Source organism: Klenkia soli, from assembly GCF_900103975.1.
GTDB classification, from domain to species: Bacteria; Actinomycetota; Actinomycetes; order Mycobacteriales; family Geodermatophilaceae; genus Klenkia; species Klenkia soli.
The window spans coordinates 63761-89954 of record NZ_FNIR01000011.1 but is presented as its reverse complement, the minus strand read 5'-3'; the positions used below and the strand labels follow the sequence as shown (position 1 = coordinate 89954).

24 protein-coding genes and 1 pseudogene are annotated in these 26194 nt (G+C 75.2%); 17 read left to right on the top strand and 8 right to left on the bottom strand.

The genetic code is table 11. The annotated features are described in order from the left end of the window. Positions 1 to 38: 38 nt before the first annotated feature. From BLS67_RS17160 to BLS67_RS17140, 5 genes are read left to right on the top strand one after another with little or no spacing between them, the layout of a single operon-like run. Positions 39 to 680 (top strand): ABC transporter permease, encoded by a 642-nt coding sequence (locus tag BLS67_RS17160; RefSeq protein WP_091247446.1) that lies wholly within the window; start codon positions 39 to 41, stop codon positions 678 to 680. Then, positions 673 to 1839, top strand: coding sequence for an ABC transporter ATP-binding protein (locus BLS67_RS24800; protein ID WP_091247445.1), 1167 nt, complete (start codon positions 673 to 675; stop codon positions 1837 to 1839). The genes BLS67_RS17160 and BLS67_RS24800 overlap by 8 nt, the downstream gene beginning before the upstream one ends. Then, complete coding sequence (locus BLS67_RS17150; protein WP_091247444.1) at positions 1836 to 2612, top strand: ABC transporter permease; 777 nt, start codon at positions 1836 to 1838, stop codon at positions 2610 to 2612. Before BLS67_RS24800 ends, BLS67_RS17150 begins: the two co-directional genes overlap by 4 nt. A gap of 2 nt (positions 2613 to 2614) precedes the next feature. Beyond that, positions 2615 to 3580, top strand: a complete 966-nt coding sequence (locus BLS67_RS17145) for a glycine betaine ABC transporter substrate-binding protein (protein ID WP_091247442.1) — start codon at positions 2615 to 2617, stop codon at positions 3578 to 3580. Positions 3581 to 3602: 22 nt separating this feature from the next. Next, positions 3603 to 4565 carry a hypothetical protein gene (locus tag BLS67_RS17140; protein WP_091247441.1) on the top strand — a complete coding sequence of 321 codons (963 nt, stop codon included), beginning with the start codon at positions 3603 to 3605 and terminating at the stop codon, positions 4563 to 4565. Positions 4566 to 4842: 277 nt separating this feature from the next. Here BLS67_RS17140 and BLS67_RS17135 read toward each other — a convergent pair whose 3' ends face one another. From BLS67_RS17135 to BLS67_RS17125, 3 genes are all read right to left on the bottom strand, one after another. Continuing rightward, complete coding sequence (locus BLS67_RS17135) at positions 4843 to 6957, bottom strand: HNH endonuclease signature motif containing protein (RefSeq protein ID WP_131801774.1); 2115 nt, start codon at positions 6955 to 6957, stop codon at positions 4843 to 4845. Between the two features lie 150 nt (positions 6958 to 7107). Then, positions 7108 to 7521 carry an NAD(+)--rifampin ADP-ribosyltransferase gene (gene arr, locus BLS67_RS17130; RefSeq protein WP_091247435.1) on the bottom strand — a complete coding sequence of 138 codons (414 nt, stop codon included), beginning with the start codon at positions 7519 to 7521 and terminating at the stop codon, positions 7108 to 7110. Continuing rightward, positions 7508 to 7876, bottom strand: a complete 369-nt coding sequence (locus tag BLS67_RS17125; protein ID WP_091247434.1) for a VOC family protein — start codon at positions 7874 to 7876, stop codon at positions 7508 to 7510. Before BLS67_RS17125 ends, arr begins: the two co-directional genes overlap by 14 nt. A 59-nt stretch (positions 7877 to 7935) precedes the next feature. On the opposite strand from BLS67_RS17125, the gene BLS67_RS17120 reads away from it, so the two are divergent. Genes BLS67_RS17120 through BLS67_RS17105 form a run of 4 tightly spaced genes read left to right on the top strand, consistent with a single transcriptional unit; the run spans position 7936 to position 12253 of the window. Then, a complete protein-coding gene (locus BLS67_RS17120) occupies positions 7936 to 8382 on the top strand; it encodes a MarR family winged helix-turn-helix transcriptional regulator (RefSeq protein WP_091247432.1) in 447 nt (148 codons plus the stop codon). 51 nt (positions 8383 to 8433) lie between these two features. Beyond that, a complete protein-coding gene (locus tag BLS67_RS17115) occupies positions 8434 to 9585 on the top strand; it encodes a low temperature requirement protein A (RefSeq protein WP_207500698.1) in 1152 nt (383 codons plus the stop codon). Positions 9586 to 9635: 50 nt separating this feature from the next. Then, positions 9636 to 11420, top strand: coding sequence for a PHA/PHB synthase family protein (locus BLS67_RS17110; protein WP_091247430.1), 1785 nt, complete (start codon positions 9636 to 9638; stop codon positions 11418 to 11420). A 2-nt stretch (positions 11421 to 11422) separates the two neighbouring features. Then, entirely contained in the window at positions 11423 to 12253 is an 831-nt protein-coding gene (locus tag BLS67_RS17105) for an alpha/beta fold hydrolase (protein ID WP_207500697.1), read from the top strand. On the opposite strand, the gene BLS67_RS17100 is transcribed toward BLS67_RS17105, so the two are convergent. Then, the gene (locus tag BLS67_RS17100; RefSeq protein WP_242654149.1) at positions 12241 to 13185 is read right to left on the bottom strand and encodes a nucleoside hydrolase; all 945 of its coding nucleotides are present in this window, start codon (positions 13183 to 13185) and stop codon (positions 12241 to 12243) included. The genes BLS67_RS17105 and BLS67_RS17100 overlap by 13 nt on opposite strands. 31 nt (positions 13186 to 13216) lie before the next feature. Between BLS67_RS17100 and BLS67_RS17095 the strand changes: the two genes are divergently transcribed. The 3 genes and pseudogenes from BLS67_RS17095 to BLS67_RS17080 all read left to right on the top strand — a co-directional run. Continuing rightward, positions 13217 to 13552 carry an ArsR/SmtB family transcription factor gene (locus BLS67_RS17095; protein WP_207500695.1) on the top strand — a complete coding sequence of 112 codons (336 nt, stop codon included), beginning with the start codon at positions 13217 to 13219 and terminating at the stop codon, positions 13550 to 13552. A gap of 913 nt (positions 13553 to 14465) precedes the next feature. Beyond that, complete coding sequence (locus BLS67_RS17085; RefSeq protein WP_091247426.1) at positions 14466 to 16322, top strand: gamma-glutamyltransferase family protein; 1857 nt, start codon at positions 14466 to 14468, stop codon at positions 16320 to 16322. A 31-nt stretch (positions 16323 to 16353) separates the two neighbouring features. Beyond that, a pseudogene (locus tag BLS67_RS17080) lies at positions 16354 to 16740 on the top strand (GNAT family N-acetyltransferase); the annotation flags it as partial. A gap of 100 nt (positions 16741 to 16840) precedes the next feature. Here the strand turns inward: BLS67_RS17080 and BLS67_RS17075 are convergent. Then, the gene (locus BLS67_RS17075) at positions 16841 to 17464 is read right to left on the bottom strand and encodes a maltokinase N-terminal cap-like domain-containing protein (protein WP_091247421.1); all 624 of its coding nucleotides are present in this window, start codon (positions 17462 to 17464) and stop codon (positions 16841 to 16843) included. Positions 17465 to 17499: 35 nt separating this feature from the next. Beyond that, a complete protein-coding gene (locus BLS67_RS17070; RefSeq protein ID WP_091247420.1) occupies positions 17500 to 17898 on the bottom strand; it encodes a rhodanese-like domain-containing protein in 399 nt (132 codons plus the stop codon). Between the two features lie 77 nt (positions 17899 to 17975). Here BLS67_RS17070 and BLS67_RS17065 point away from each other — a divergent pair, with 77 nt between their 5' ends. Further along, on the top strand, positions 17976 to 19757 hold the full coding sequence (locus tag BLS67_RS17065; protein WP_242654148.1) for a SpoIIE family protein phosphatase: 1782 nt from the start codon (positions 17976 to 17978) through the stop codon (positions 19755 to 19757). 10 nt (positions 19758 to 19767) lie between these two features. Here BLS67_RS17065 and BLS67_RS17060 read toward each other — a convergent pair whose 3' ends face one another. Together BLS67_RS17060 and BLS67_RS17055 are read right to left on the bottom strand one after the other, a co-directional pair. Then, positions 19768 to 20211 carry an ATP-binding protein gene (locus BLS67_RS17060; RefSeq protein ID WP_091247416.1) on the bottom strand — a complete coding sequence of 148 codons (444 nt, stop codon included), beginning with the start codon at positions 20209 to 20211 and terminating at the stop codon, positions 19768 to 19770. A 101-nt stretch (positions 20212 to 20312) separates the two neighbouring features. Continuing rightward, positions 20313 to 20867 (bottom strand): DUF1697 domain-containing protein, encoded by a 555-nt coding sequence (locus BLS67_RS17055; protein WP_165617637.1) that lies wholly within the window; start codon positions 20865 to 20867, stop codon positions 20313 to 20315. A gap of 240 nt (positions 20868 to 21107) precedes the next feature. Between BLS67_RS17055 and BLS67_RS17050 the strand changes: the two genes are divergently transcribed. From BLS67_RS17050 to BLS67_RS17035, 4 genes are all read left to right on the top strand, one after another. After that, positions 21108 to 22490: a reverse transcriptase family protein gene (locus tag BLS67_RS17050; protein ID WP_109504761.1), complete on the top strand. Its 1383-nt coding sequence runs from the start codon at positions 21108 to 21110 to the stop codon at positions 22488 to 22490. Between the two features lie 75 nt (positions 22491 to 22565). Further along, positions 22566 to 23951 (top strand): uracil-xanthine permease family protein, encoded by a 1386-nt coding sequence (locus tag BLS67_RS17045; protein ID WP_091247411.1) that lies wholly within the window; start codon positions 22566 to 22568, stop codon positions 23949 to 23951. Positions 23952 to 23984: 33 nt separating this feature from the next. Next, positions 23985 to 24671, top strand: coding sequence for an ABC transporter ATP-binding protein (locus BLS67_RS17040; RefSeq protein WP_091247409.1), 687 nt, complete (start codon positions 23985 to 23987; stop codon positions 24669 to 24671). Next, positions 24668 to 26185, top strand: coding sequence for a DUF6297 family protein (locus tag BLS67_RS17035; RefSeq protein WP_091247407.1), 1518 nt, complete (start codon positions 24668 to 24670; stop codon positions 26183 to 26185). The genes BLS67_RS17040 and BLS67_RS17035 overlap by 4 nt, the downstream gene beginning before the upstream one ends. Positions 26186 to 26194 lie beyond the last annotated feature (9 nt).

The window sequence follows — 26194 nt, the reverse complement described above, 5'->3', positions numbered from 1 at the left end:
GGGCATCCCCGGTCGTCTGCCCGGGGGGTTCCGGACGCATGTGGCAGTACCTGCTCGACCGGCGCGACCTGATCGCGTTCCAGGCCTACCAGCACGTCAGCCTCGTGGTGCAGTGCGTGGTGCTGGCCACCGTCCTGGCCGTCGGGCTGGCCGTGCTGGCCTACCGCAGCCCGCGGATCACCAGCCTGGCCAACAGCGTCTCGGCCATCGGGCTGACCATCCCGTCGTTCGCGCTGCTGGGGCTGCTGCTGGCGCCCTTCGGGTTCGGCATCACCCCGGCGGTCGTCGCCGTCGTCTTCTACGCGGCGCTGCCGGTGCTGCGCAACGCCGTCGTCGGCCTGGCCGGGGTCGACCAGTCGCTGGTCGAGAGCGCCCGCGGCATCGGCATGAGCCGGCTGGCCACCCTGTGGCGGGTGGAGCTGCCGCTGGCCTGGCCGGTGATCCTGGCCGGCGTCCGGGTCTCCACCCAGATGGTCATGGGCATCGCCGCCGTCGCCGCCTACGTCCTGGGCCCCGGCCTGGGCAGCCTCATCTTCTCCGGGCTCTCCCGGCTGGGCGGCGCCAACGCCCTGAACGCCACGCTCGTCGGCACCATCGCGATCGTCCTGCTGGCCCTCGTCCTGGACGTGGTGCTCGTGCTGGTCGGCCGCCTGACCACCTCGAAGGGCATCCGTGTCTGAGACCACGACCGCACCCGACCAGCGCACCGTCAGCGGTGTCGCCATCCGGCTCGAGGGCGTGACCAAGCGCTACCCGGGCCAGCAGAAGCCCGCCGTCGACTCGGTGGACCTCGAGATCGCCGCCGGCGAGACGGTCATGTTCGTCGGCCCCTCGGGCTGCGGGAAGACCACGCTGCTGAAGATGCTCAACCGGCTCATCGAGCCCAGCGGCGGCAAGATCTTCCTCGGCGACGAGGACGTCACCGGCCAGGACCCGGACAGGTTGCGCCGTCGGATCGGCTACGTGATCCAGGCCGGCGGGCTCTTCCCGCACATGACCGTGGGCACCAACATCGGCCTGGTCCCGGGCATGCTCGGGTGGGACAAGGAGCGCATCGCCGAGCGCACCGACGAGCTGCTCGACCTGGTCGGCCTGGACCCCGAGGTCTACCGCGCCCGGTACCCGAAGGAGCTCTCCGGCGGGCAGCAGCAGCGGGTCGGGGTGGCCCGCGCGCTGGCCGCCGATCCGCCGGTGCTGCTCATGGACGAGCCGTTCGGCGCGGTCGACCCGATCACCCGCCAGCGCCTGCAGGACGAGCTGCTGCGCATCCAGGAGGAGCTGGGCAAGACGATCGTCTTCGTCACCCACGACTTCGACGAGGCCGTGAAGCTCGGCGACAAGATCGTCGTGTTCGACGTCGGCGCCCGCGTCGTGCAGTACGACACCCCCGAGGCGATCCTGGCCGAGCCGGCAGAGGAGTACGTCGCCGACTTCGTGGGCGCCGGGGCCACGCTCAAGCAGCTGACCCTGACCCGGGTCGCCGACACCGAGCTGCACACGCCGGTCACCGCGCAGGCCGGCGAGGACAGCGCCGCCGTCGTCGCCCGGGCGACCGCAGCGGGCGAGCAGTACGTCGTGGTCACCGACGGCCGGGGCCGGCCGATCAGCTGGCCCTCGGTCGCCGAGCTCACCCGGACGACGACCGTGCCGGCCACCCGCGACGACCGGCTGCCGGTCGTGGGGCTGCGCTCCACCCTCAACGACGCGCTGGACACGATGCTCGCGGCCAGCCAGGGCGGCGTCGTCGTCACCGGACGGCGCGACTCCGTGGCCGGCGTCCTCGTCGTGGAGCAGGTCATGGCCGCCATCCAGGCGACCCGCGGGGAGACCCGCGGATGACCGCGGTCGTCGACCCGCAGGTGGACGTCGAACCCGGCGGACGGCGCGACGGGGTGGCCTGGCGCGGCCTGCTGGTGCAGCCCGCGCTGATCGCGGTGGCCCTGGTCGCGTTCGTCGTCTGGCGCTCGACGGCCACGCTCACCGACGCCGAGGCGCGACCGCTGGCCTGGTCCGCGCTGGGCAGCAGCGTCGTCGACCACCTCGAGCTGGTCGCCGTCGCCGCCGTCGTCGTGCTGGTCATCGGCATCCCGCTGGGCGTGCTGCTCACCCGCGGCCCGTTCCGCCGGGCCACGCCGCTGGTGCTCGGCATCGCCAACACCGGCCAGGCCGCCCCGGCCATCGGCCTGTTCGTGCTGCTGGCCACCTGGCTGGGCTTCGGGTTCCGGTCGGCCGTCGTGGCGCTCGTCCTGTACTCGGTGCTGCCCGTGCTGCGGAACACGATGGTCGGCCTGCAGGGCGTCGACGCCCGGCTGGTCGAGGCCGGCCGCGGCATGGGCATGAGCGCGCTGGCCGTGCTGCTGCGGGTCGAGCTGCCCCTGGCGGTGCCGGTCATGCTCTCCGGCGTCCGCACCGCCCTGGTCCTGCTGGTCGGCACCGCCACGCTGGCCACGTTCATCGACGGCGGCGGTCTGGGCCTGCTGATCACCACCGGCATCAACCTGAACCTGGACACGCTGCTCTACAGCGGGGCGCTGCTGGTCGCCCTGCTCGCGCTGGCCGTCGACTGGGTGGGCCGGGTCGTCGAGACGATCGCCCGCCCGAAGGGACTGTGACGATGCGCCGCACCGCCGCCGCCCTGCTCACCGCGCCCCTGCTGCTGGCGGGCTGCGGGCTGCAGGCCGCCAACCAGTACACGCCCGAGGCGTCGCCGGGGCTGATCGAGCCGGTCGCCGACGCCGCGGGCGTCGAGCTGGTGGTCGGCAGCAAGAACTTCACCGAGCAGCTGATCCTCGGCAAGATCGCCGTCATCGCGCTCGAGACGGCCGGGTTCGACGTGCTGGACCGCACCAACATCCCCGGCTCGGTCCCGGTGCGCACCGGGGCGACGTCGGGCGAGATCGACATGAACTGGGAGTACACCGGCACCGCCTGGCTGACCTACCTCGGCGAGCCCGAGGGCATCCCCGGCCGCACCGAGCAGTACGAGGCGGTGCGCGAGGCCGACCTGGCCAACGACCTGACCTGGCTGCCGCCGGCGGAGATGAACAACACCTACGCCTTCGCGATCCGCAGCGAGGCCGCCGCCGACCTGGGCGTCTCGACGCTGTCGGACATCGCGAACCTGCCGGTGGAGGAGCGCACCTTCTGCGTCGAGGCCGAGTTCGCCAGCCGCAACGACGGGTTCGTGCCGATGCTGGAGGCCTACGACCTGCCGCTGGGCAGCCCGGACGGCGTGCCGCGCGACAACGTCTCCACCCTCGACACCGGCGCGGTCTACACCGCCACCGACCAGGGCGCCTGCAACTTCGGCGAGGTCTTCACCACCGACGGCCGGATCGAGTCCCTGGACCTGACCGTGCTCGAGGACGACCGGCAGTTCTTCCCCGCCTACAACGTGGCCCCGGTGATCTACACGCCCACGCTGGAGGCGCACCCCGAGCTGGCCGACGTGTTCGCCGAGATCACCCCGCTGATCACCGACGACGTGATGATCGAGCTCAACCGCCGGGTGGACGTCGACGGCGAGGAGCCGGTGGACGTCGCGCTGGACTGGATGCGCGCGGAGGGCCTGGTCACCTGAGGTGACTCCCTAGGCTGCCGGCGTGGACTCCGGCCCCGACTTCGACACCGTCGCCGACGAGCTCTACGCCGTGCTGCCGGCGGAGTTCATCGCGGCGCGCACCGACGCGGTCGCGCAGGCCAAGGCCACCGACAAGGGGCTGGCCCGCCGGATCGGCGAGCTGGGCAAGCCGACGCTGGCCGCCTGGACGGTGAACCTGCTGGTGCGGGAGTCCGGTGACCAGGTGCAGGAGCTCGTGGAGCTGGGTGACCTGCTCCGCCGCGCCCAGGACGACCTGGACCCCGACCAGCTCCGCGCCCTGGACAAGCAGCGCCGGCAGGTGGTCCGCGCCGTCGCCCGCGAGGCGGCCAAGCAGGCCCGTCGCGCCGGGAACCCGGTCAGCGAGCAGGTGGTGGTCCAGGTGGAGGAGACGCTGAAGGCCGCAGTCGCCGACCCGTCCGCGGCCGAGCAGGTGCTGGCCGGGCGGCTGACCGGTGCGCTGACCTACAACGGCCTGGGGACGCCGTCGGGGTCGACGCAGCCCGTGCGGCCGACCGGTCGCCCGCCCCGCCGTCCGTCCGCCCCGGCCGAGCCGCCCCCGCCGCCGGTCGACCTGGACGCCGCACGCGCTGCGAAGGCCGAGCGGGCCGCGCGCAGGGAGACCGAGGAGCAGCTGCGCGCGGCGCGTGCGGACCTGCGCGCCGCGCGCAGTGCCGTGGACGACGCCGCCGGCGAGTCGGAGCAGGCCACGGCGGCGGCCCGGGAGGCAGCCCAGGCTGCCGGCGCCGCCCGCCGGGCCCGCGACGACGCCGAGGGCCGGGTGCAGGAGCTGGAGACCGCGCTGGCGCAGGCCCGGGAGCGGGCGGAGCAGGCCGGCGCCGAGGCCACCACCGCCGATCGCGAGGCGGAGCAGGCCGAGGCCGACCGCGCCGCGGCGGAGGAGGACCTGCAACGCGCCGAGGCCGACCGCGACGCCGCCCAGCAGCGGGTCGACGCGCTCAGCTGACCGGTCCCGGGTGCCCGCCCCGGCGTGGCGGCCCGCCATCCCAGGGTGGGCTGCCGTCCTCCCGCCGACGGGCCCGGCCGACCGGTCCGAGGAGGCCCGGACTGGAGGAGCGCCGTGATCCGTGTCCCCGTGCGCCCCGGGCGCCGGACCTGGCGTTCGACCGGCGCGGCGACCAGGCGCTGTCCGACGCGCGCGTGGTCGCGGAGCCGGTGGCAGGGCTGAGGAACCGGGGCGGCATCCCGGGCCGGACATGACGTGCTCCGGGGTCCGGTGAGGTCTAGAACGGCGGGGGGTCGTCGATGCTGCTGGTCTCGCTCCCACTGGTCTCGCCGTCCTCGGCGTCGCTTTTCCCGGTGTCACTGCTCCTGGTGTCACTGCTCCCGGTGTCGCCGCGCTCGGCCGCGAGACGGGAGACGGCCGCCAGCAGCTCGGCCTCGATGTCGGCCGCGAGCTGTGCTCGTTCGGCGGCCGCGGCTCGGCGTGCGGCGCGCTGCTCGGGTGTGGGCGAGCGGAACCGCTTCGGGGTGGCACCGAGGAGGTCGGTGAGGGTGTCGCGGGCGATGTCGACCTCGGCGATGCGGTGGGGCCGGGTGGTGCGGGTGCGTCCGCCGGGTGGGGTGACGTGCAGGGTGCCGTCGGGGTCCACGGCGAACACCCAGCCGGGGGCGTGGGTCTTGAGCCGGTGGTGCCGGCGGCACAGGCACACGAGGTTCGTGATGCACGTCGGTCCGCCGTCGGCCGGCGTGTGGTGGTCGCGGGGGACGACGTGGTCGAGGTCGACGTACTCGGCGGGCCGGTGGCAGCCAGGGAACCGGCAGTGCCGGTCGCGGGTCGTGACGAACCTGATCTGCGCGGCGCTCGGCTCGTACTGATCGATCGCCGGTGGTGGTCCCAGGCTGGTGCCGCGGCGGAGAGCGGCGCGGGCCCGGGCGGGTGAGGTGGTGGCCCGGAGGCGGCCGGTGGCGTCGACGATCTCGAACCACACCTCACCGCCGGCGACGGCTCCGGTGGGGTTGCTGGCCAGGAGGGCGTCGTAGCGGGCCAGGAGCTCGGCGACCGCGACCGGGGACACCGCCAACCCGCCGATCGAGCCGATCCCCGACCCACCTGAGCGACCTGCGCCGTCGAGCAGCCCGGTGTCGCCGGGCAGGCGAGTGCCCGTGGGGTCCGCATCCCCGGCTGCAGTGTCGGGACCAGCCGGGTCGGCGAACGCTGGGCGGTCGACTGGGTTCGGGTGAGCTTCGCCCGGGGCGCCATCGGTCGCAGGCGACGACGAGTCCTCGGCAGGTGGGCCCTCGGCTGGTGGGTCCTCGCCCACCTTCTGGTCGGCGGCTGGTTCTTCCTGCGCCACGTCTTCTTCCTGCGCCACGTCGGCGGGTGGTGAGCTCGGCTCATCGGGCGGGTTGAGCGGGGGTCCCTGGTGGTCGAGGTCGGCGCGCATGTGCAGCTGCCAGCGGGCGGCGGCGACGTCGGCGGGCAGGGGCTCCCAGGGGCGGGTGACCAAGTGGTGGTGGGCAGCGACCCGGAGCTGGCCCAGTGGCCGCTTGTCGCCGTTCTTGCGCATCGAGGCAGCCAGGGCGTCGATGACCTCGAGTTCGGCGGCGACGTCACCGGCGTCGGCGAGGTCGGTGCGCAGCGAGGCCAGGCCGTCGCCCTGACCGACGCTGGTGACGTTCTGCCGTCGCTTGCGGCGCTCGGCCCGACGGTCGGCCTCGGCCGGGTCGGCCGCGATCACCGCACCGGCGATCCGGTCGGTGAGCGGGGTGGGGCCGATGCCTTCGGCGATCCAGCCCAGGCCCTGGGCGGCGATGGTGTCCACGACGTCGTCGGGCAGGCTGCCGCCGAAGGACCGCTTGCGGTCGGCCAGGGCCTCCACGAGCACCTGCGCGCGGCGTACGTCGATGCGACCATCGGCCAACGCCACCCACACCGCCGGCAGCTGCTCCACCAGCGCCCGCTGCTTGGCCACCAACGCCGAGGCGGATCCCACGCTGATGCCCAAGACGACCGCGACCTCGTCGGCCACCCAGTCATCGGGCCGCTCCTGGTCGGCCGGGTCGTCGTCGGGACGAGCGCCGGGCAGCTGCTGCTGCGCCGGCTGCAGGTCGGCGAGCCGGGAGATGGCGGCGGCCTGCAGGGCGTGCAGCTGGGCTTGGGCGTCGGCGACGTCGGCCAGCACCGCGTGCACCCGGGCCCGGGTGGTCTGCGGGGTGATCAGCAGCTCGGCCAGCCGGGCGGGGCGCACCGTGAGGTCGGCTGGTGCTCCGGCGGCGACCTGGGCCACCCGCTCGGCCTCCAGCATCGCCGCCCGGGCCGCAGCCGAGGCGTAGACCTCGACCTGGGCGACACCCAGGGACAGCCCGAACCGCGTGCCGACCGCACCGTCGTCCACCTGCACCACCCCCGTCCCGCACTCGAACACCTGTACGAACAATACCGCACGGTCGCACCCGCGTCGAGACGAAACTGCAGCTCAGAGCTGCGTCCACAGCGCTGCGCGAGGATGTCGGAGGTGTACGGGATCCTGGGTGGCCCGCCGTCGTCAGTTCACGATCTCGGCGCTCGGGTCGGCCCGCATCGCGCCCAGCCGGGTGCGCCAGAGCTCCAGCGCCTCCGGGGTGAGCCGGGTCCAGTCCTCGACCTCGCGGACCACCCGCAACGGCGCCGAGCTGCGGTAGGAGCGCGTGGGGTTCCCGGGGAACTTCTTGTCGGTGACGTTGGGGTCGTCCTCGAACGGGCCGGTGGGCTCGACCTCGTAGACGCGCGGTACGGCATCCCCGGGGGTGAGCTCGGCCGCGATCTCCGCCGCGAGCCCGGCGCCGTCGGGCAGGGCGGTGAAGTAGACGTGGTTCATCACGACCTCGGGCCGGTAGTTCGAGCGGCGCCCGGCGACGAGGAGGTCGCCGGGCAGCAGCTGTGCGACCGTGCCGTGGAAGAACGGTTCAGGCGCGGTCATGGAGGGTGACGTGGTAGCCGTCGGGGTCGGCGAAGGTGAACGTCCGGCCGAACGGGCCGTCGATCGGCTCGGCCACGACGGTGCGTCCGTCGGCGACGAGGGCGTCGTGGATGGCCTGCACGTCGTCGGCGTGGAACCACAGCGCCGTGCCGATGCCGGGCTGGGCGACGGCGTCGAGGTCGGTGCCGGGGACGACGCTGCGCAGGGCGAAGGCGATCGGCCGGGTCTCGAAGACGACGGCGTGCGGGGGACCCGCCGCCGAGCGCACGAGACCCAGGTACTGCTCGTAGAACGCCTGCGAGGCGTCGAGGTCGCGGGCCTGGAGGGAGATGAAGTCGGGTCCGGTGGCGGGCATGGGGTGCTCCTTCGTCGTGTGTCAGCTTCCTGACACGAACCGTATGTCAGACTCCTGACATGAGTCAAGCGGGCATCGACCTCGGGTCGTCGATGGGCTACCTGCTCAAGGAGGCGTCCAGCGCGCTGCGCGCCGCCATGGAGGAGGTGCTGCGCCCGCTGGGGATGACCGTCACGCACTACTCCTGCCTCGAGCTGCTCGCCCAGCGTCCCGGGTCCTCCAACTCCGACCTGGCTCGCGGTGCGTTCGTGACCCGCCAGTCGATGAACGTGCTGCTGCAGAACCTCGAGCGCGACGGCTACGTCACCCGGCCCGCGGAGGCGCCGGTGGGCAAGGCCCTCCCGGCCAGCCTGACGCCGCGGGGGCGCCGCAGCCTGGAGCAGGCGACGGCGGCCGTCCGGTCCGTCGAGGTCCGGATGCTGGCCGGCCTGACCGACGCCGACCGGTCCGTCGCGTTCCGGGCCCTGCAGACGATGGTCCGCTCCCTCCGGGGCGGCGACGGGTGACCAGCACGACCCGTGCGGCTGGGCCGTCCTGACGGCTAGGGTCCCCGGATCGTGACCGCCGCCCGTCTGCACCCGATGCGACCGCGGGACCCGCACGAGCCCGGGCGCACGGCCAGCACGCTGGAGCTGTTCTTCGACCTGGTGTTCGTGGTCGCGGTCAGCATCGCCGCCGTCGCGCTGGCCGGGCAGCTGGCCGAGGGCCACGTCGCCGCCGGGCTGGGCCACTACGCGGTGGTGTTCTTCGCGATCTGGTGGGCGTGGATGAACTTCACCTGGTTCGCCACCTCGTTCGCCACCGACGACTGGCTCTACCGCGTGCTGACCATCCTGCAGATGGCCGGCGTCCTGGTGCTGGCCGCCGGGATCGACGCGGTCTTCGCCGGCGAGCGGATCACGGTCGTGGTGCTCGGCTACGTGGTCATGCGGGTCGCGATGATCGCCCAGTGGCTGCGGGCGGCGCGGGCCGACCCCGCGCACCGCCGCACCTGCCTCACCTACGCCGGCGGCATCGGCGTCCTGCAGGTGCTGTGGCTGGGCCTGCTGGCCCTGTCCGGCCCGGTGGCCACGGTAGGGCTGGTCGTGCTGATCGCCGCCGAGGTCGCCGTCCCCCTGGTCGCCGAACGGCACGGGACGACGCCCTGGCACCCGCACCACATCACCGAGCGGTACGGCCTGTTCACCCTGATCCTGCTCGGCGAGAGCCTGCTGGCCAGCGCGAACGCGATCATCGAGGCACTGCACGACGACGCGGCGCTGCGCCCGCTGATCTCGATCGCGGTGCTGACGCTGGTGGTCACCGCCGGGCTCTGGTGGATCTACTTCTGGCCGCCGCACCACGAGGCGATCAGGTCGCTCCGGCAGTCGCTGACCTACGGCTACGTGCACTACGTCGTGTTCGCGGCCGCGGGGGCGTTCTCCGCCGGCATCGAGGTGGAGGTCGACACCCGGCTCGGCCACGGCGAGCTGTCCGACGTCGCCGCCTCGTTCACCGTCACCGTGCCGGTCGCGGTGTTCGTGCTGGCCATCTGGTGGATCGCGCTGCGGGCGGTCGGCGACCGGGTGGTGAACACCGTGGTCCCGCTCGGCGCGCTGCTGGTGCTGGCCGACCCGGTCATCCCGGTGCCCGTGACGCTGACCGCGGCGATCGTGGTCGCGGTGGTGGTCGTGCTGGTGCTTTGCCCGCCGGTCGAGCGGGGAGGGTGACCGCGGGGCAGGATGTGAGCGGCAGCACACACGAGGTCGGGAGACTCCGCATGACCCAGACCGAGAACCGCACCGAGCCCGAGGGGACCACGGTCGCCGAGCCGGGCGAGCAGCAGTCCGACCTCGAGCTCGTCGAGGCCGCGATCGAGGCCCTCACCGGCGTCCTCCCGGTGGCGCTGAGCCCTACGCAGGGCCTGGCTGCCGCCCGCCGCCTGGCCGGGGGTGTGCTGCGCCAGCCCACCGCGCTGACCAGGCGGGGCGTGGACCTCACCGCCCAGCTGGCCCGCATCGCCGTCGGCACCTCGAGCATCGAGCCCGACCGCAAGGACGCCCGCTGGAAGGACCCCGCCTGGCAGGAGAACCCGGTCTACAGGCGGCTGGGCCAGTCCTACCTGGCCTGGAACCGGGCGGTGCACGGCGTCGTCGAGGACCTCGACCTGGACGAGAAGAGCAAGCTGCGCGCCCAGTTCGTGCTCAAGCTGGTCACCGAGACCGTCGCGCCGACCAACACGCTGCTGGGCAACCCGGCCGCGCTGCGGCGGGCCCGCGAGACCCGGGGCCGCAGCCTGGTCGACGGCGCCCGGCACGCCCTGCACGACGTGAAGAAGAACGGCGCCATGCCCTCGATGGTCGACTCCCGGCCCTTCGTGCTCGGCGAGACCATCGCGGCCACCCCGGGCGCGGTGGTCTGGAAGAACGAGATCGCCGAGCTGATCCAGTACACGCCGACCACCGGCACGGTGCACGAGCGGCCGATGCTGGTGATGCCCCCGCAGATCAACAAGTACTACGTGCTCGACCTCGCGCCGGGCCGCAGCATGGTCGAGCACCTGGTCTCCCACGGCCACCAGGTCTTCATGCTCAGCTGGGCCAACCCCGGCAGCGACACCGCCACCGACACCGCGGCGAGCTGGGACTACGACTCCTACGCCCGCACGGCGCTCGAGGCGTCGGACGTCGTCCGGGAGATCACCGGCGCCGACGACATGAACCTGCTCGGCGTGTGCGCCGGGGGCATCACCGCCGCAGGCCTGCTCGGCCACCTGGCCACCGCCGACGACCGCCGGTTCCACAGCGTGACGTTCCTGGTCACCCTGATCGACTTCGAGGTGCCCTCGCAGGTGGGCACCTTCATCTCCAAGCCGGTCGTGGCCGCGGCCCGCCGGCGCAGTCGCAAGGAGGGTGTGCTCTCGGGGCGCGAGCTGGCCCGGGTGTTCGCCTGGCTGCGGCCCAACGACCTGGTCTGGAACTACTGGGTCAACAACTACCTGATGGGCAAGAACCCGCCGGCCTTCGACGTCCTGGCCTGGAACGCCGACGCCGTCGACCTGCCCGCCGCCCTGCACGCGGACTTCATGTCGATGGCCACGGACAACTCCCTCACCCGGCCCGGCGAGTTCCGGGTCCTGGGCACGGCGGTCGACCTCGGCCGGGTCACCCAGGACAGCTACGTGGTCGGTGCGGTCACCGACCACATCTGCCCGTGGCGGGCCTGCTACCCGGTGGTGGACCTGATGGGCGGCGAGGTCGAGTTCGTGCTCAGCAGCCAGGGCCACATCCAGGCGCTGATCAACCCCTCGGGCAACCCGAAGGGCTCCTACCGGACGACGGACGGCGACGACCCGGCCGCGGGCACCGACGACAGCGCCGGCAAGCCCACCGCCGACGAGTGGTTCGAGCGGGCGCAGCTGCACGAGGGCTCGTGGTGGGACCACTGGGTGGGCTGGCTCGAGCCCCGCGCCGGGGCGAAGCGGAGGGCCCGCAAGACCCTCGGCAGCACGGCCCACCCGCCGGTCGAGGACGCCCCGGGCAGCTACGTCCGGGCGACGGTCTGAGCGTGGCCCGCACCATCGACGGCCGGCTCCTGGACGTCGCGGGCTTCCGCCTGCGGGTCCGCGTCGAGGGCGCCGGTCTCGGCCGGCCGCTGCTGCTGGTCAACGGCATCGGGGCCACCGGCGACCTGTTCGACACCTTCCGCGACCACGTGCGCGACCGGGAGACCATCACCTTCGACGCCCCGGGGGTGGGCGAGAGCTCCACCCCGGCCTACCCGCCCACGCTGCGCAGGCTGGCCGGGATGGTGGCCGAGCTGGTGCACGCGGTCGGGCACGACCGGGTCGACGTCCTCGGGCTGTCGTGGGGCGGGGCGCTGGTGCAGGAGCTGGCCCGGCGGCACCCGGACGTCGTCCGGCGGGTCGTGCTGGCCGGCACCACCCCGGGCTGGGTGTCGCTGCCCGGCCGACCGGCGGCGATCAGCATCCTGGCCTCGCCGATGCGGTACTACTCGCCGGGCTACCTGACCCGGGTCGCGCCGACCCTCTACGGCGGCGGCATCGAGCACCACCCCGACCTGCTCGGCGAGCACGCCGCGCAGCGCTCGGCGAACCCGCCCACGCCCTACGGCTACCTGTGCCAGATCGCCGCGCTGCGCCGGTGGTCCAGCCTGCCCTGGCTGCACCGGCTGGAGATGCCGGTGCTGGTGCTGGCCGGGGACGACGACCCGATCATCCCGCTGGCCAACGCCCGGCTGATGGCCGCGCGGCTGCCGCACGGCCGGCTGCACGTCGTCCGGGGCGGCGGTCACCTGTTCCTGTTCACGCACGCCGACGCGATGGCCGGGGTGGTGCGGTCCTTCCTGGACGAGCGGCGCCGCGATCAGGAGCCGTAGGACTCCAGCCGGCTGACCAGGAACTCCACCGCCGCCGCGCTGTCGACGGTCTCGGCGACGTCGACGCCGCCGGCGGCCACCGCCCGCCGGTCGACGAGGGTCTGGCCGCGGGCCGCGCCCAGCGTGGTGCCGACCACGACCTCGCGGCGCACCACCCCCAGCGTGCCCGGGACGATCGCCTCGGTCAGGGCCAGCGCGTCGTGCACGACCACGCCGTCGATGCCGTAGCGGTCACGCGCGGCGTCGACGTACTGCCGGAGCACCTCGGCCGCCGTGCGGCCCACCTCGCCGCCGCCCTCGCGGAACCGGGCGATGCCGGCCTCGGTGAGCACGGTGGGCAGCGTGACGTCCAGCCCGACCATGGTCACCGGCAGCCCGGACCCGAGCACCGCCGCGGCCGCCTCGGGGTCGGCCCAGGCGTTGAACTCCGCCGCCGCGGTGACGTTGCCGCCGCGGGTGGCCGAGCCGCCCATCCACACCACGCGCCCGATCCGGGCCGCGGCCTCGGGGAACACGTGCAGCAGCAGGGCGATGTTGGTCAGCGGCCCGATCGGCGCGACGGTCACCGTGCCGGGGTCCTGCTCCATGAGCAGCTCGGCCAGGGCGACCACGGCGGGCCTCGGGTCGAGCCCGGCGGGGGAGGCCGGCAGCTCCACCCCGCCCAGGCCGGCTGCGCCGTGCACGTGCCCGGCCCGCTCGGGGAGCGGGTGCACCAGCGGGCCGGCGGCGCCGGCGGCGACCGGGACGTCGGACCGGCCGGCCAGGTGCAGCACCCGCAGCGCGTTCTCGGTGGTCTGCGCCAGCTCGACGTTGCCGTGCACCGCGGTGATCAGCCGCAGGTCCACCTCGGGGCTGGCCAGCGCCAGCAGGATCGCGAGGGCGTCGTCGATGCCCGGGTCGGTGTCGATCACGAGCGGGATGCGTTCGGCCACGCCGTGAGCCTGCCGCACTAGCATCCGTCGTGTGCACCAGGGCATCGACGACTTCGCGATGCCCGACCCTGCCCAGGTCCGGTCGGCCACCGACCTGCTGCGCATGCTCTCGGACCCCACCCGGTTCTCGGTGCTGTGGGCGCTGGCCCAGGGCGAGAGCAACGTGGCCTGCCTCGCCGAGCTGGCCGGCACCTCGCCCACGGCGGTGAGCCAGCACCTGTCCAAGCTGCGGCTGGCCGGGCTGGTCCAGGGCCGCCGCGAGGGCACCTTCGTCTACTACACGGTGGCCGAGGGCCCGCTGGGCACGTTGCTGGTGCAGGCACTGCGCGCGGTGGGCGCCGACCCCGGCGTCGTCCGGCGTCCCTGACACCCCCAGCGACCCCGTCCGTCCCGCGCGACACGCCAGCCCCACACGTCGCGCCGCGAGGTCACCGACGTCGTTCCGTATCTCGACCTGCGGAAATGCCGTTACGGGTCGACTTGTGGTTCGCCGGGGAGGCCGGTCGCCGACCCGCGACGCGCCGTTGACAACGGTTCGGTCACGCGCCCTCCAGGTCGTGTCGCGCAACGCCGATCCCGCACGTCCCACGAGCCACTCTTCTCCCTGACCGCAGCTGCTTCCCCGGCTGCGGCTCACGACCAGAAGGAGAGGAGAGCCCCGTGCCCGACACGCTGCAGTACCCGGTCATCCGACCCAGCAGCGCCGCCAGGCTGCGGGCCGCCGACGACGACGTCCGCGCCCCGGTGATCCCGCTGTCCCGGCTCACGTCGGCGCAGCGGGTCGAGCTGGCCCGGCTCGCCGTGGCCACCCACCAGGCGTTCCCGGTGGCCAGACTCGTCCCCCGGCACGCACCGCGCCCCCGCCGGGCGCCGGCCCCCGTGCTGACGCTCGTCCGGCTGGTGGCCTGGATCCGCCACGCCATCCGCAGCGGCTACCGCACCCTGGGTTCCTGGGGCGCCGGACCGGACGGCGAGAACCTCGCCTGGGGCCGGCCCGTCCCCGTCGCGCCGCTCGTCCCCCTCGGCCGGCACCGCGCCCCGGACGACGACGACCCGGCCCCGATGGTGGAGCTGCCCAAGCCGGCCCCGGTCCGTCCCGCCGGTGCCGCCCGGACGACGCCGTCCGTGCTGCTGCCCCGTCGCGCTGCCTCCCCCGCGCCGGTCCCGGCGTCCCGTCCTGTGGTCCGGACGCGGCGTCGTGCGGTGGTGCGGGGCGTGGCCTGGTCGGCCGGTCCCTCGGGCACGCTGCGCCCCAGCAGCGGGGTCCGTAGGTTGGCCAGGTGTTCACGACCCGCCCCGAGCTCACCGGCACCTTCGGCATGGTCGCCTCGACGCACTGGCTCGCCAGCTCGGCCGGGATGGCGACCCTCGAGGCCGGCGGGAACGCGTTCGACGCCGCCGTCGCCGCTGGTTTCGTGCTCCACGTCGTCGAGCCGCACCTCAACGGGCCCGGTGGCGAGGTCCCGGTCGTCTTCGCCCGCGGCGGGTCCGGTGGGCTCGCGGGCCGGGCCGCCGTCCTGTCGGGCCAGGGGGTCTCCCCGGCCGCAGCCACCATCGAAGGATTCGAGGCACTCGGTCTCGAGCTGGTCCCCGGTACGGGCCTGCTCGCGGCCACCGTCCCCGGTGCTGTCGGTGCCTGGCTGACCCTCCTCCGCGACCACGGCAGCCTGCCGCTGGACGCCGTCCTCCGCTTCGCGGTCGAGTACGCCGAGTCCGGCCACCCGCTCTCCCCACGGGTGGCAGCGACCGTCGCCTCGGTCTCCGAGCACTTCTCCACCCACTGGCCGACCTCGGCCGCCACCTGGCTCGCCGCCGACGGAGCTCCTCCGGCAGCAGGCCGCCTGTTCCGCAACCCAGCTCTCGCCTCCACGTACCGCCGGCTGCTCGACGCAGCGCGCGGACCCTCCCGTGAGGCAGGCATCGATGCGGCGCTCGCGGCCTGGTACTCCGGATTCGTCGCCGATGCGATCGACGTGTTCTCCCGGCGCCCCGTGCGTGACGACTCCGGTCGTGACCACGCGGGTTTCCTCACCGGGCACGACCTGGCCAGCTGGCAGCCGACGTACGAGCCCCCGGTCACGACCGACTGGCGAGGGTGGGACGTCTCGAAGGCCGGGCCGTGGTCCCAGGGACCGGCGATGCTGCAGACGCTGGCGATGCTGGACGGGGTCCCGGGGTTGGCACCGGGCGAGGGAGCAGGGCAGCAGGCGCCATCGGCCGAGGTCGTCCACGCCACCGTCGAGGCGGTCAAGCTGGCCATGGGCGACCGCGAGGCCTGGTACGGGGACATGCCCGACGTCCCGATCACGCAGTTGCTCGACCCGCAGTACACCGCCGCGAGGCGGGCGCTCGTCGGTGACACCGCAAGCCTGACCTTGCGGCCCGGGTCACCGGACGGGCGCCCGCCCCGGCTCCCCCGGCACGTGACGGACCCGTCCGGGAGCTTCAGCACCGGCGCCGGGGTCGGCGAGCCGACAGTCGGGCAGAGCGGTGAGCCCACCGTCCAGCGCACCGGCGAGCAGATCACCGAGCGCGACGGCACCACCCGCGGCGACACCTGCCACGTCGACGTCGTCGACCGCTGGGGCAACATCGTCTCGGCCACCCCCTCGGGCGGCTGGCTGCAGAGCTCGCCGGTCATCCCCGAGCTGGGCTTCCCGCTCGGCACCCGGGCCCAGATGTTCTGGCTGGACCGCGGTCTGCCCAACTCCCTGGCCCCGCGTAAGCGGCCCCGCACCACCCTGACGCCGACCCTGGCCCAGGACCGGCAGACCGGGCGCTGGCTGGCCTTCGGCACCCCGGGCGGCGACCAGCAGGAGCAGTGGCAGCTGTGCTTCTGGCTGGCGCACACCGTCCGCGGGCTGGACCTGCAGGCCGCGATCGACGCCCCGGCCTGGCACACCACGGCCTTCCCGTCGTCGTTCTACCCGCGCGAGACGAACGTCGGCGAGGTGGTCGTGGAGTCCCGGGTGGGGGACGACGTCATCGCCGACCTGCGCCGCCGCGGGCACACCGTCGTCGTGGCCGACCCGTGGTCGCTGGGCCGGCTGTCGGCGGTCAGCGCGGACCCCACCACGGGCCTGCTGCACGCGGCGGCCAACCCCCGCGGCATGCAGGGCTACGCCGTCGGTCGATGAGCCGTCGTCCCGGCCCGAGGAGTCGTGGTCGACCTACCTGGACCGGCTGCACGACCTGCGGCGGGGGACCGAGCTGCCGCCCGGTCAGGTGGCCGCCACGTTCCTGCTGGCCTGGGTCGGGACGGACCTGGTCGGGCGGACGTCGGTCCGGCACGAGCTGGACGAGCGACTGCTCCGGGTGGGCGGCCACATCGGCTACGGGGTGCTGCCCGATCGTCGTGGGCGCGGGTACGCGGCGGAGATGCTGCGGCAGGGCCTCGTCGTGGCCCGGTCCGAGGGCGTCATCGCCGTCCTCGTCGACTGCGACGAGGGCAACGCGGCGTCGGCCCGGACGATCGAGCGGTGGGGCGGCGTGCTGGACACCGTCGTCGAGAACCCCGACGGCGGACCGGCGAAGCGGCGCTACTGGATCCGCTGACCGGTTGGGGTCCCGCTCGATGTGACTCGTCGCGGGGTCCGCGGCCGGGGACACGACGTCTTGTCACATCGGGCGGGGCGGGGTCCGGGGCCGGGCTCAGTCAGCGGGCGAGGGCGAGGAGGACGGGCTCGTCCTGGCCGGACCAGGTGCCGCGCAGCACCGGGCCGGCGACGGCGCCCTCCTCCGCGCCGCCCAGCACGCGGAGCAGCACGAGCTCCTGGCCGTCGGCGCGCAGCAGCGTGGTCGTCCCCTCGGTGGTCGTGGTGACCGGACCGACCGCCGGGACGACGGTGCCGAGCGCGCCGTCGGTGTGCACGCGGGCGGTGGGCTCGCGCACCTCGGGGCCGCCGGGGGTCTGGTACTCCAGCTCGGCCTGCGGGCTGCCCATGAGCAACGCCGCGGCCAGGGCGGCGGCGTAGACCGGGTCGGTGGGGCCGTCGTGCACGTACCGGGTGCCCAGCACGGAGTGCTCGGTGACGCCCACGAGCCCGGCGCCGTCCAGGGGCTCCGCGCGGTAGGTGACCGGCACGTGCAGCACCGTGTCGCCGGCGCGCAGCAGGAAGGTCTCGGTGCCGACCTCGCCGGCCGGGTCGTCGAACCGGTAGGCGCCCACCTGCTCCAGGGCCGAGGTGTCCAGCCCGGCCGCCCAGGGCTGCGCGGGGACCCAGGCCTGCAGCAGCTCGAGCTTGCCGGGGGTGAGCGTGGCGAGGTGGATGGTGGCCATGCGCGGACGCTAGCCGGGGGACCTCAGCGGGGACGTCAGCGCCGGACGTCGGCCGGGCCGCGCCCGACCGGGAACCCGGCGTCCCGCCACGCGGCGAAGCCACCGGCCAGGTCGGTGGCCCGGTGCAGGCCGACCGCGCGCAGGCTCGCCGCGGCCAGGCTGGAGCTGTAGCCCTCGTGGCAGACCACGACGACCTCGAGGTCCCAGCCGGTTGCCTCGGGGATGCGGTGGCTGCCGGTGGGGTCCAGCCGCCACTCGAGCACGGTCCGGTCGATGACCAGGGCGCCGGGGACCTCGCCCTGCTCGGCGCGCTGGGTCTCGGTCCGGGTGTCGACGACGAGGGCCCCGCGGACCTGCGCCGCCGCCGTGCCCGCGGGGTCCAACCGGACGACGCCCTCGCGGGCGCGGGCCAGCACCTCGTCGACACCGGTCACGCCGACATCCTGCCCGGCCTGCGGCGGCTGTCGGTGGGCACAGGCATGATCGGGGCATGGAGGGTCGTGATCTGCCGATGACGGCCCTGGTCCAGGAGCTGGCCGCCGAGGCCGCCGGCATCGGCAGCTTCGACCTCGACCTCGCCTCGGGGCGGCTGGTCTGGGACGACCGGCTGGTCGAGATGTTCGGCTACGAGCGGGGCTCCTTCGGCGAGACGCTGGCCGACTTCACCGACCGCCTGCACCCCGACGACGTCGGGCGGGTGGGCGACGCGATCCAGCAGACCATCGACACGGTCGGTGCTCTCGACGTCGAGTACCGGGTGCAGCGGCCCGACGGCACCACGCGGTGGGTGGTCGGCCGCGGCCGGGCGATCGCCGACGAGACCGGCCGCACCGCCCGCATCCTCGGGGTCGCCTACGACACCACCGGGCAGCGCGACGCCGAGGCACGGGTGTCGCGGGTGCTGGAGTCGATGTCGGCGGCCTTCTTCTCCCTCGACGCCGACTGGCGGTTCAGCTACGTCAACGCCGAGGCCGAGCGGGTGCTGGGCCGCGGCCGCGACGAGCTGCTCGGCGGGGTGATGTGGGAGCTGTTCCCGCACGCGCTGGGCAGCGACTTCGAGATGCACTACCGGTCCGCCGTCGAGACCGGTCAGCCGGTGGTGTTCGACGCCTACTACCCGCCGCCGCTCGACGCCTGGTTCGAGGTGCGCGCCTGGCCGGGGCCCGACGGCCTGAGCGTGTACTTCCTCGACGTGACCCAGCGCCGCCGCGCGCAGGAGCAGCTGGTCCGCAGCGCCGCCCGGCTGGCGATGATCGCCGAGGTCACGGCCGGCTTCGGGGCCATGCTGGCCGGCGACCTCACCCCCGGGTCGGCGCTGGCCCAGCTGGCCCGGGCCGTCGTGCCGGTGCTCGGCGACACCGCGACCACCACCCCGGGCGAGGCGCCCGAGGGCGCGGTGGCCTTCCCGCTCGTCGCGCGTGACCGCGAGGTGGGGGTGCTGTGGGTGCACCGCGGCCCCGGCCGACCGCCGATGGACGCCGACGACCTGGCCGCCGGCCGCGAGGTGGCCGACCGGGCCGCCCTCGCCCTCGACAGCGTCCGGCTGTACGAGCAGCAGCGGCGGATCGCCGAGGAGCTGCAGCTGAGCCTGCTCACCGCGCCGCCGGCCACCCCCGGGGCCCTGGTCGCCGTCCGCTACCTGCCCGCGGCCGAGGCGGCCCAGGTGGGCGGCGACTGGTACGACGCGTTCCGCCAGCCCGACGGCGGCACGATGGTGGTGATCGGCGACGTCGTCGGGCACGACACCGAGGCCGCGGCGGCGATGGGCCAGCTGCGCGGGCTGCTGCGCGGCATCGCGCACCGGGCCGGGTGGGGTCCGGCCGCCGTCCTGGCCGACCTCGACCGCGCGATGACCGGCCTGCAGGTCGACACCATGGGCACCGCGGCCATCGCCCGGCTGGAGCCCGGGGGCGGCCCCGGGGGCACCCGGGTGCGCTGGTCCAACGCCGGGCACCCGCCGATCATGGTGCTGCGCGCCGACGGCACGGTGCAGGAGCTCGCCACCGCCCGGGCCGACCTGATGCTGGGGGTCGACGACCGGTCGCCGCGCACCGAGCACGAGCTGCTGGTCGCCCCGGGCTCGACGGTGCTGCTCTACACCGACGGGTTGGTCGAGAGCCGCGAGATGCCGCTGGACGACGGGCTGCCCAGGCTCGCGGCCCTGCTGGCCGAGCTGGGCCCGGTGGCGCCGGGGCGCGCGGCGCTGGAGGCGTTCTGCGACGAGGTGGTCGGCCGGCTGCGGCCGGCCGGCTCCGAGGACGACGTCGCGCTGGTCGCCCTGCGGCTGGACTGAGCGGCCCGGTTCAGCGGGGGAGGAGGGCCCAGACGCTCTTGCTGCCGCCGTGGGTGTGCCACCCGTGCGCGGTGGACATCTCGGCGATCAGGTAGAGCCCGAGCCCGCCGAGGCTGGGGTCGCGGCCGATCGCCGGCGTGGGCGGCCGCACGGCGGCCTCGTCGCAGACCTCGACCAGCCACGAGCGCCCGTGCGGGGCGACCCGGGCGGTGACCCCGCCGCCGCCGTGCCGCAGGGCGTTCGAGGCCATCTCGTCGAAGGCGAGCACGACCCGGTCGACCAGCTCGGCGTCCTCGGCGGAGAGTGCGTCACCGAGCTCGGCGGCCAGGTGGCGGCGCAGCTGGGCGCGGACCCGGGGGAGCTCGGAGACCCGTTCGAGGGGCCACATCCGGCCGGGCGCGGCGTCCGGGGGTGCCACGGACGGCCACACCGGGCTGGCCGTGTCGCGGTCCACGCGGTACCTCTCGTCGTCGTCGCGGGGCGCCGGGGACGGCCCGGACCCGGACAGTCGACCACGGACAGCTGGTCACGGCACCTCCGGCACCCTACCGGTCCTCATCCCGGGTCGGCAGCGGAGAGCTCGGCCACCCGGGTGACCGTCGTCCAGTTGCGGCCCGTGCCCGGCACGCCGAGCAGCCGGTCCCACCGCCAGCCGCCGACCGGGGTGTCGAGGACGCCGGCGGGGAGCCACAGGTGCAGCTCGCGCCCGTGCAGCGCCCAGGCGCCGTCGTCCGGCCCGGCTGCCGGGACCGCGGCCACCCGGGCCGGGGCCGGGGCCTCGGGCAGGAAGGTGACCAGGTAGCGCTTCGGGTCGAGCTCGGCGCCCGCGGGCAGCGCCCGTGGCCCGCCCTCGACGACGGCGGCCAGCTCCGCGGCGGACCGGACGACGACCGCCACGTCGTGCCCGAACTCCGCCGCGATGCAGGCGTGCACGTCGGCGACCAGCTCGGCCTCGGCCCGGTCGCTGCCCAGCACGACGTTGCCGCTGCGCAGGTGGGTGACGACGTCGGTGTACCCGCGGGCGGTGAGCACGTCGCGCAGCGGGCCCATGCCGATCTGCTTCGCCGTGCCGACGTTGATGCCGCGGAGCAGGACGACGGATCGGGCCATGCGGACGACGGTAGAGCCGGGCGCCGGCATCTGGGAGGGTGGACCGCATGCGGTGGCGCGGGACCGAGGATGCCGTGCCGCGCGTCGGTCCGGCAGCTCCGGGGATGCCCCGGGGACAGCACGCAGCCTCCACCACCACGCCTCCGGCGCTCGGCAGCGCTCCGCGCAGCTCCGCGTCGGGACGACGGGACAGGTCGGCCCGCGCCACCGCACCCCGGTGTTCCACGTGAATCCGACGCCGTGAACCAGCGGACCCCACCCGGCACCCACACCGCCCGCGCCCTCTCCGCCGCCTTCCTGGGCGCCCCGCACTGGACCGTCGACGCGCTGGTCGCGCACGGGCGCCGCGCGCTGGACCCCGCGCCGGACTGGTTGGCCGGGGTCGCGGCCGCCGCGGTCGAGGCCTGGCGGGAGCCCCCGCGGGACGCCCCGCGGGAGTTCGCCCGCTTCCTGCTGGCCGTCCGCACGCAGCTGGCCGCCGTCCCGCCGGCGTACGACGACGAGGAGGACCTGCCGCCGCGGCCCGCGGAGCCCCGGGTGCGGGCCTGGCTGCCGGCCGCCACGGCGATGGGCCGCACCCCCTGGCCGGTGCACCCGCTGCACGACCTGGCCGACGTCGCCGAGCTGCTGGGCACCGACCTGGACCACCTGGCCTGGTACGCCGACCCCCAGGGCCGGCAGCGGCACGAGCCGGCCGGGCACCTGCAGCTGTACCGGCGCCGGTGGCTGGCCCGCCCCGGCCGGGTGCCGCGGCTGCTGGAGGTGCCCACCCCGCGGCTGCGCGCGGTGCAGCGGGTGCTGCTGGACGCCGTCCTCGCGCCGATCCCGGCCCACCCGGCGGCGCACGGCTTCGTGCCGGGCCGCTCGGCGCTGACCGGGGCGCGGCAGCACGTCGGCGCGGACGTCGTCCTCACGATGGACCTGGCCGCGTTCTTCGCCACGGTCACCGCGGGCCGGGTCTGGGCCACCCTGCGCACGGCGGGCTACCCCGAGCCGGTGGCGACGCTGCTGACCGGGCTGTGCACCACCCGGGCCACCCGCGACGACCTGGCCACCATGCCCGGCGGCGGCACCGACGCCGCCCGCGACCACGCCCGCGCCGCGCTGGCCCGGCCGCACCTGCCGCAGGGCGCGCCGACGTCCCCGCAGCTGGCCAACCTGGCCGCGCACCGCCTGGACCGGCGGCTGGACGGGCTGGCCGCCGCAGCCGGCGCCGCCTACACCCGGTACGCCGACGACCTCAGCTTCTCCGGCGGCCGGGGCACCGCGGCGCTGCGGGACCGGGTGGCCGGCATCGTCGTGGACGAGGGCTTCGCGGTGCAGCCGGCCAAGACCCGGGTGCGCGGGCGCGGCGCCCGGCAGACCGTCACCGGCGTCGTGGTCAACGAGCGGACGTCGCTGCCCCGCGCCGAGCTCGACGCGCTGCGGGCCCGGCTGACGAACGCGGTCCGCCGCGGTCCCTCGGCGGCCGACCTCGCCGCGTTCGACGGCGACGTGCACGCCCTGCGCCGGCACCTGACCGGCCGGGTGGCCTGGGTGGCCCAGGTGCACCCCGCCCGCGGCGAGCGGCTGGCCGCCCTGCTGGCCGACGTCGACTGGGGGCGCCGCGACACGTCCCTGTGACCTGGCTGTGACCCGGACCCGCCAGTCTCGGCACCGGTCGGCGCAGCGGGCGCCGTGGGGAGCCAGGGGGCCGGCATGGCGAGCAGGACGACGACGACGAAGGCGCGGCGGGACCCGGGCGACCCCGACGCGATGCCGCCGTGGGGCGTGGCCGTGCCGCTGGGGCTGCAGCACGTGCTGGCCATGTTCACCTCGAACCTGACGCCGGCGATCCTGCTGGCCGGGGTCATCGGGGCGACCACGGGCGAGGCGGTGCTGCTGGTGCAGGCCGCGCTGCTCTGCGCCGGGCTGGCCACCCTGCTGCAGACCATCGGCATCGGCCCGGTGGGCAGCCGGCTGCCGCTGATGATGGGCTCGGGGTTCGCGTTCATCGCGGTCGCCGTCCCGCTGGCCGCCGAGCGCGGGTTGGACGCCGTGCTGGGCGGGGTGCTGGTCACCGCGCTGGTGCAGGTGGCGATCGGCCTGGGCATCCACCGGATCGCGTTCCTGTTCCCGCCGGTGGTGACCGGCACGATCATCCTGGTCATCGGGCTGGGGCTGCTGCCCAGCGGCATCAACCTGGCCGCCGGTGGGGTGGGCCGCGAGGGCTTCGGTTCCTGGACGAACTTCGGGGTCGCCGGGCTGGTGCTCGTGCTGACCGTGGTGCTCAACCAGTTCGCCCGCGGGATCGCGAAGGCGGCGTCGGTGCTCATCGCCGTCGTCGTCGGCTACCTGGTGGCCATCCCGGCCGGGCTGCTGGACCTCTCCGGCGTGGGCGACCGGCCGGTCGTCGCCTTCCCGTCGCCGTTCGCGTTCGGGGTCTCCTTCGAGCTGGTGGCGATCCTCTCGATGGCGATCGTCGGCGTGGTGAACATGGTCGACTCGGTGGGCACGGTGCACGCCGTCACCGAGGGCGGCGCCGGGCGGCCGGCCACCCGCCGCGAGCTGCGCGGCGGCATCCTCGCCGAGGGCGGGTCCGCCGTGCTGGGCGGTGTGTTCGGCGCGTTGCCCACCACGATGTTCAGCCAGAACATCGGCCTGGTCGCGCTCACCAAGCAGATGAGCCGGCACGTGGTGACCATCGGCGCCTGCGTGCTGGTCGGGCTCGCGCTGCTGCCGCAGCTGGCCGCGGTGCTGGCGGCCGTCCCGCCCGCGGTGCTCGGCGGTGGCGTGCTGGTGCTGTTCGGCATGGTCTGCGCCATCGGCATCGAGCTGCTCTCGAAGAACGGCCTGGACACCCGGTCGCTGCTGATCGTGGCGATGTCGGTCGCTCTGGGCCGGGGCATCGCCGCCGCCCCCGACGCGATCGCCGGCATCGCGGGGGAGTGGGGCGCGCTGTTCAGCTCCGGCATCGTGGTCTCGGCGCTGGTGGCGATCGTGCTGAACCTGGTGCTGCCCGGCCGCCCGGTGCCCGCCCCCGACGTCCCCTCGCCGGCCGAGCCGTTCGTGGCGGCGGCCGAGGAGGGCCGCACCGAGCGCTGAGCCGCACAGGGCGGCGCCCTACGCTGCGCGACGATGGCCAAGAACGCGTTGCTCGAGGTGCAGGACCTCTCCGTCGGCTACGGCGGGGAACCGGTCTGCGCACCGGTCACCCTCGGCGTGCAGGCGGGGACGGCGCTGGGGGTGATCGGGCCGAACGGCGCGGGCAAGTCCACGGTGCTGCAGACCCTGGTCGGCCTGCTGCCGGCCATCGCCGGCAGCGTGCAGTTCGACGGTCGCGAGGTCGACGAGCGCGACGCCGGGTTCCGGCGCGACGTCGCCACCGTGCTGGACGACGACGCGTTCTTCCCCTCGCTCACCGGTGCCGAGCACCTGCTGCTGACCGCCCGCGGGCACGGGGTCACCGCCCCCGACGCCGTGGTCGAGGCCGAGGTCGAGGAGTTCGGGCTGGCCGACCGCGCGCACGCGCTGCCCTCGGCGCTGTCCTCGGGCCAGCGCCGCCGGCTGGCGCTGGCCGCCGCGTTCGTCCGCCCGGCGAAGCTCCTGGTGCTCGACGAGCCCGAGCGGCGCCTGGACGCCCAGATGCGCCGCCGGCTGGCCGCCCGCATCGCCGCCGACGTCGCCGAGGGCCTCACCGTGGTGTTCGCCAGCCACGACGCCGAGTTCCTCTCGACCGTGGCCCGCCGGGTGCTGGTCGTCGACGACCACGCCTGCACCCTGGTCTCGCCGAAGGCCGCGGTCGCGGCGCTGCACGAGGGGTGAACGCCGACCCGGCCGCCGAGCTCTCCGGTGCGGGGGTCCGGCGGTTCACCCGGCAGGCCACGGCGACCCGGGCCGACACCAGCTGGCTGACCCTGGGCGGCGACGTCCTCTCCGCGCTGACCACCGCCGGCGTCGTCGTCGCGGTGTTCGGCGGGGCGTTCTCGGCCCTGCGAGAGCGGATCGCGGCCCGGCCCGAGGCGGCCGCCACCGACCTCCCCGGCGAGCTGACCGCCCTGGTCGCCGCCCTGCTGGTCACCGCCGGCGTGGTCGCGCTGCTGTCCCGGCTGGGCCCGCTGTCGGCCACCCCCGCCACCGCCGCCTGGTGGCTGCCGCTGCCGGCCGACCGCCGCGGCCTGCTGCGCGGCGAGCTGCGCCGGGTCTGCGGCGTGGGGCTGGTGGCCGCCGTCGTCGTCGCGCTGCCGGTGGTGCTGGCCGCCCCCGCCGCTCCGACCCTCCCCGAGGTGGTCGTCACCGTGCTGGCTGCGGCCCTGGTGTCGCTGGCCGCCGTCGGCGTGCTGGTCGTGCTGCAGGCGCGCGAGCTCACCGGCTGGGTGGCACCGGCGGCCGGGGCGGTGGCCACCGTCGCCGTCGTCGTCCCCGCGGTGGTGGGCACCGTGGGCAGCTGGACCTGGGTGCCCACGGCCCCGGACATCTCGCTGCCGCTGCTCGGCGGCGTGCCCGTGCTCCTGGCGGTGGCCGCGCTGCTGGCCGCCGACCGGGTCAGCGGCCGGCTGCGGGCCGGTGCCCTGCGCGAACGGGGGACGGCGGTCTTCGTGGCCTCGGCCTCGGCGCTGTCGCTGGACACCCGCGAGCTGGGCCGCGCCCTCGGCACCCCCGTGCACCCGCCGCGCCGGACCCGGAGCTGGAGCTGGGTGCGGGAACCCTGGCAGGCGGTGGTGGCCGGCGACCTCGCGGTGTTCTCGCGGTCGCCGTGGCGGTGGGGTCAGCTGGCCATCGGCACCGCGCTGCCGGTGCTGGCCGCCCGCACCGACGGGCTGGGCGGCGTCCCGGCGCTGGTGGCGGTCGCGGTGGTGATCGGCTGGTCGGTGGCCGCCGTCGCCCTCGGTGAACCGGCCCGGCGGGCGCACGGCGCGCCCGCGGCCGACCGGGCGCTGCCGATGGGTGCGAAGGACGTCGTCCGGGCCCGGGCGATCGTGCCCGTGGTCGGGCTGGCCGTGGTCTGCGCCGTCTCCGCCGGGGTCGTCGGGCTGGGCTGGGAGTGGGCCGCGCTGGGGGCCGCCACCGCGCCGGCGTGGGCGGGGGCCGCCGTCCGCGGGGGCTACCGGCCCGAGCTGGACTGGTCCGGACCCGTGCTCTCCTCCCCGATGGGCGCCGTGCCCACCGGCGTGGGCGTGACCCTCGTCCGGGGTCTGGACCTCGGCGTCCTGGGCACGGTGCCGCTGGTCATCGGGCTGCTGCTGGGCGAGGTGCCCGACCTGCTGCTGGGCATCGCCCTGGGCTGGTCGCTGCTGCTGGGGCTGATCAGCGTGGAGACCGCCCAGAAGAAGGGCTGATCCCGGCGG

What these genes read in the sequence shown, in the direction of transcription:
- BLS67_RS17160 (WP_091247446.1), top strand. Translation starts at nt 39, where the DNA reads ATGTGGCAGTACCTGCTCGACCGGCGCGACCTGATCGCGTTCCAGGCC.
- BLS67_RS17150 (WP_091247444.1), top strand. Translation starts at nt 1,836, where the DNA reads ATGACCGCGGTCGTCGACCCGCAGGTGGACGTCGAACCCGGCGGACGG.
- BLS67_RS17145 (WP_091247442.1), top strand. Translation starts at nt 2,615, where the DNA reads ATGCGCCGCACCGCCGCCGCCCTGCTCACCGCGCCCCTGCTGCTGGCG.
- arr (WP_091247435.1), bottom strand. Translation starts at nt 7,521, where the DNA reads ATGACCGCGCCTGAACCGTTCTTCCACGGCACGGTCGCACAGCTGCTG.
- BLS67_RS17125 (WP_091247434.1), bottom strand. Translation starts at nt 7,876, where the DNA reads ATGCCCGCCACCGGACCCGACTTCATCTCCCTCCAGGCCCGCGACCTC.
- BLS67_RS17120 (WP_091247432.1), top strand. Translation starts at nt 7,936, where the DNA reads ATGAGTCAAGCGGGCATCGACCTCGGGTCGTCGATGGGCTACCTGCTC.
- BLS67_RS17110 (WP_091247430.1), top strand. Translation starts at nt 9,636, where the DNA reads ATGACCCAGACCGAGAACCGCACCGAGCCCGAGGGGACCACGGTCGCC.
- BLS67_RS17075 (WP_091247421.1), bottom strand. Translation starts at nt 17,464, where the DNA reads ATGGCCACCATCCACCTCGCCACGCTCACCCCCGGCAAGCTCGAGCTG.
- BLS67_RS17065 (WP_242654148.1), top strand. Translation starts at nt 17,976, where the DNA reads ATGACGGCCCTGGTCCAGGAGCTGGCCGCCGAGGCCGCCGGCATCGGC.
- BLS67_RS17055 (WP_165617637.1), bottom strand. Translation starts at nt 20,867, where the DNA reads ATGGCCCGATCCGTCGTCCTGCTCCGCGGCATCAACGTCGGCACGGCG.
- BLS67_RS17045 (WP_091247411.1), top strand. Translation starts at nt 22,566, where the DNA reads ATGGCGAGCAGGACGACGACGACGAAGGCGCGGCGGGACCCGGGCGAC.
- BLS67_RS17040 (WP_091247409.1), top strand. Translation starts at nt 23,985, where the DNA reads ATGGCCAAGAACGCGTTGCTCGAGGTGCAGGACCTCTCCGTCGGCTAC.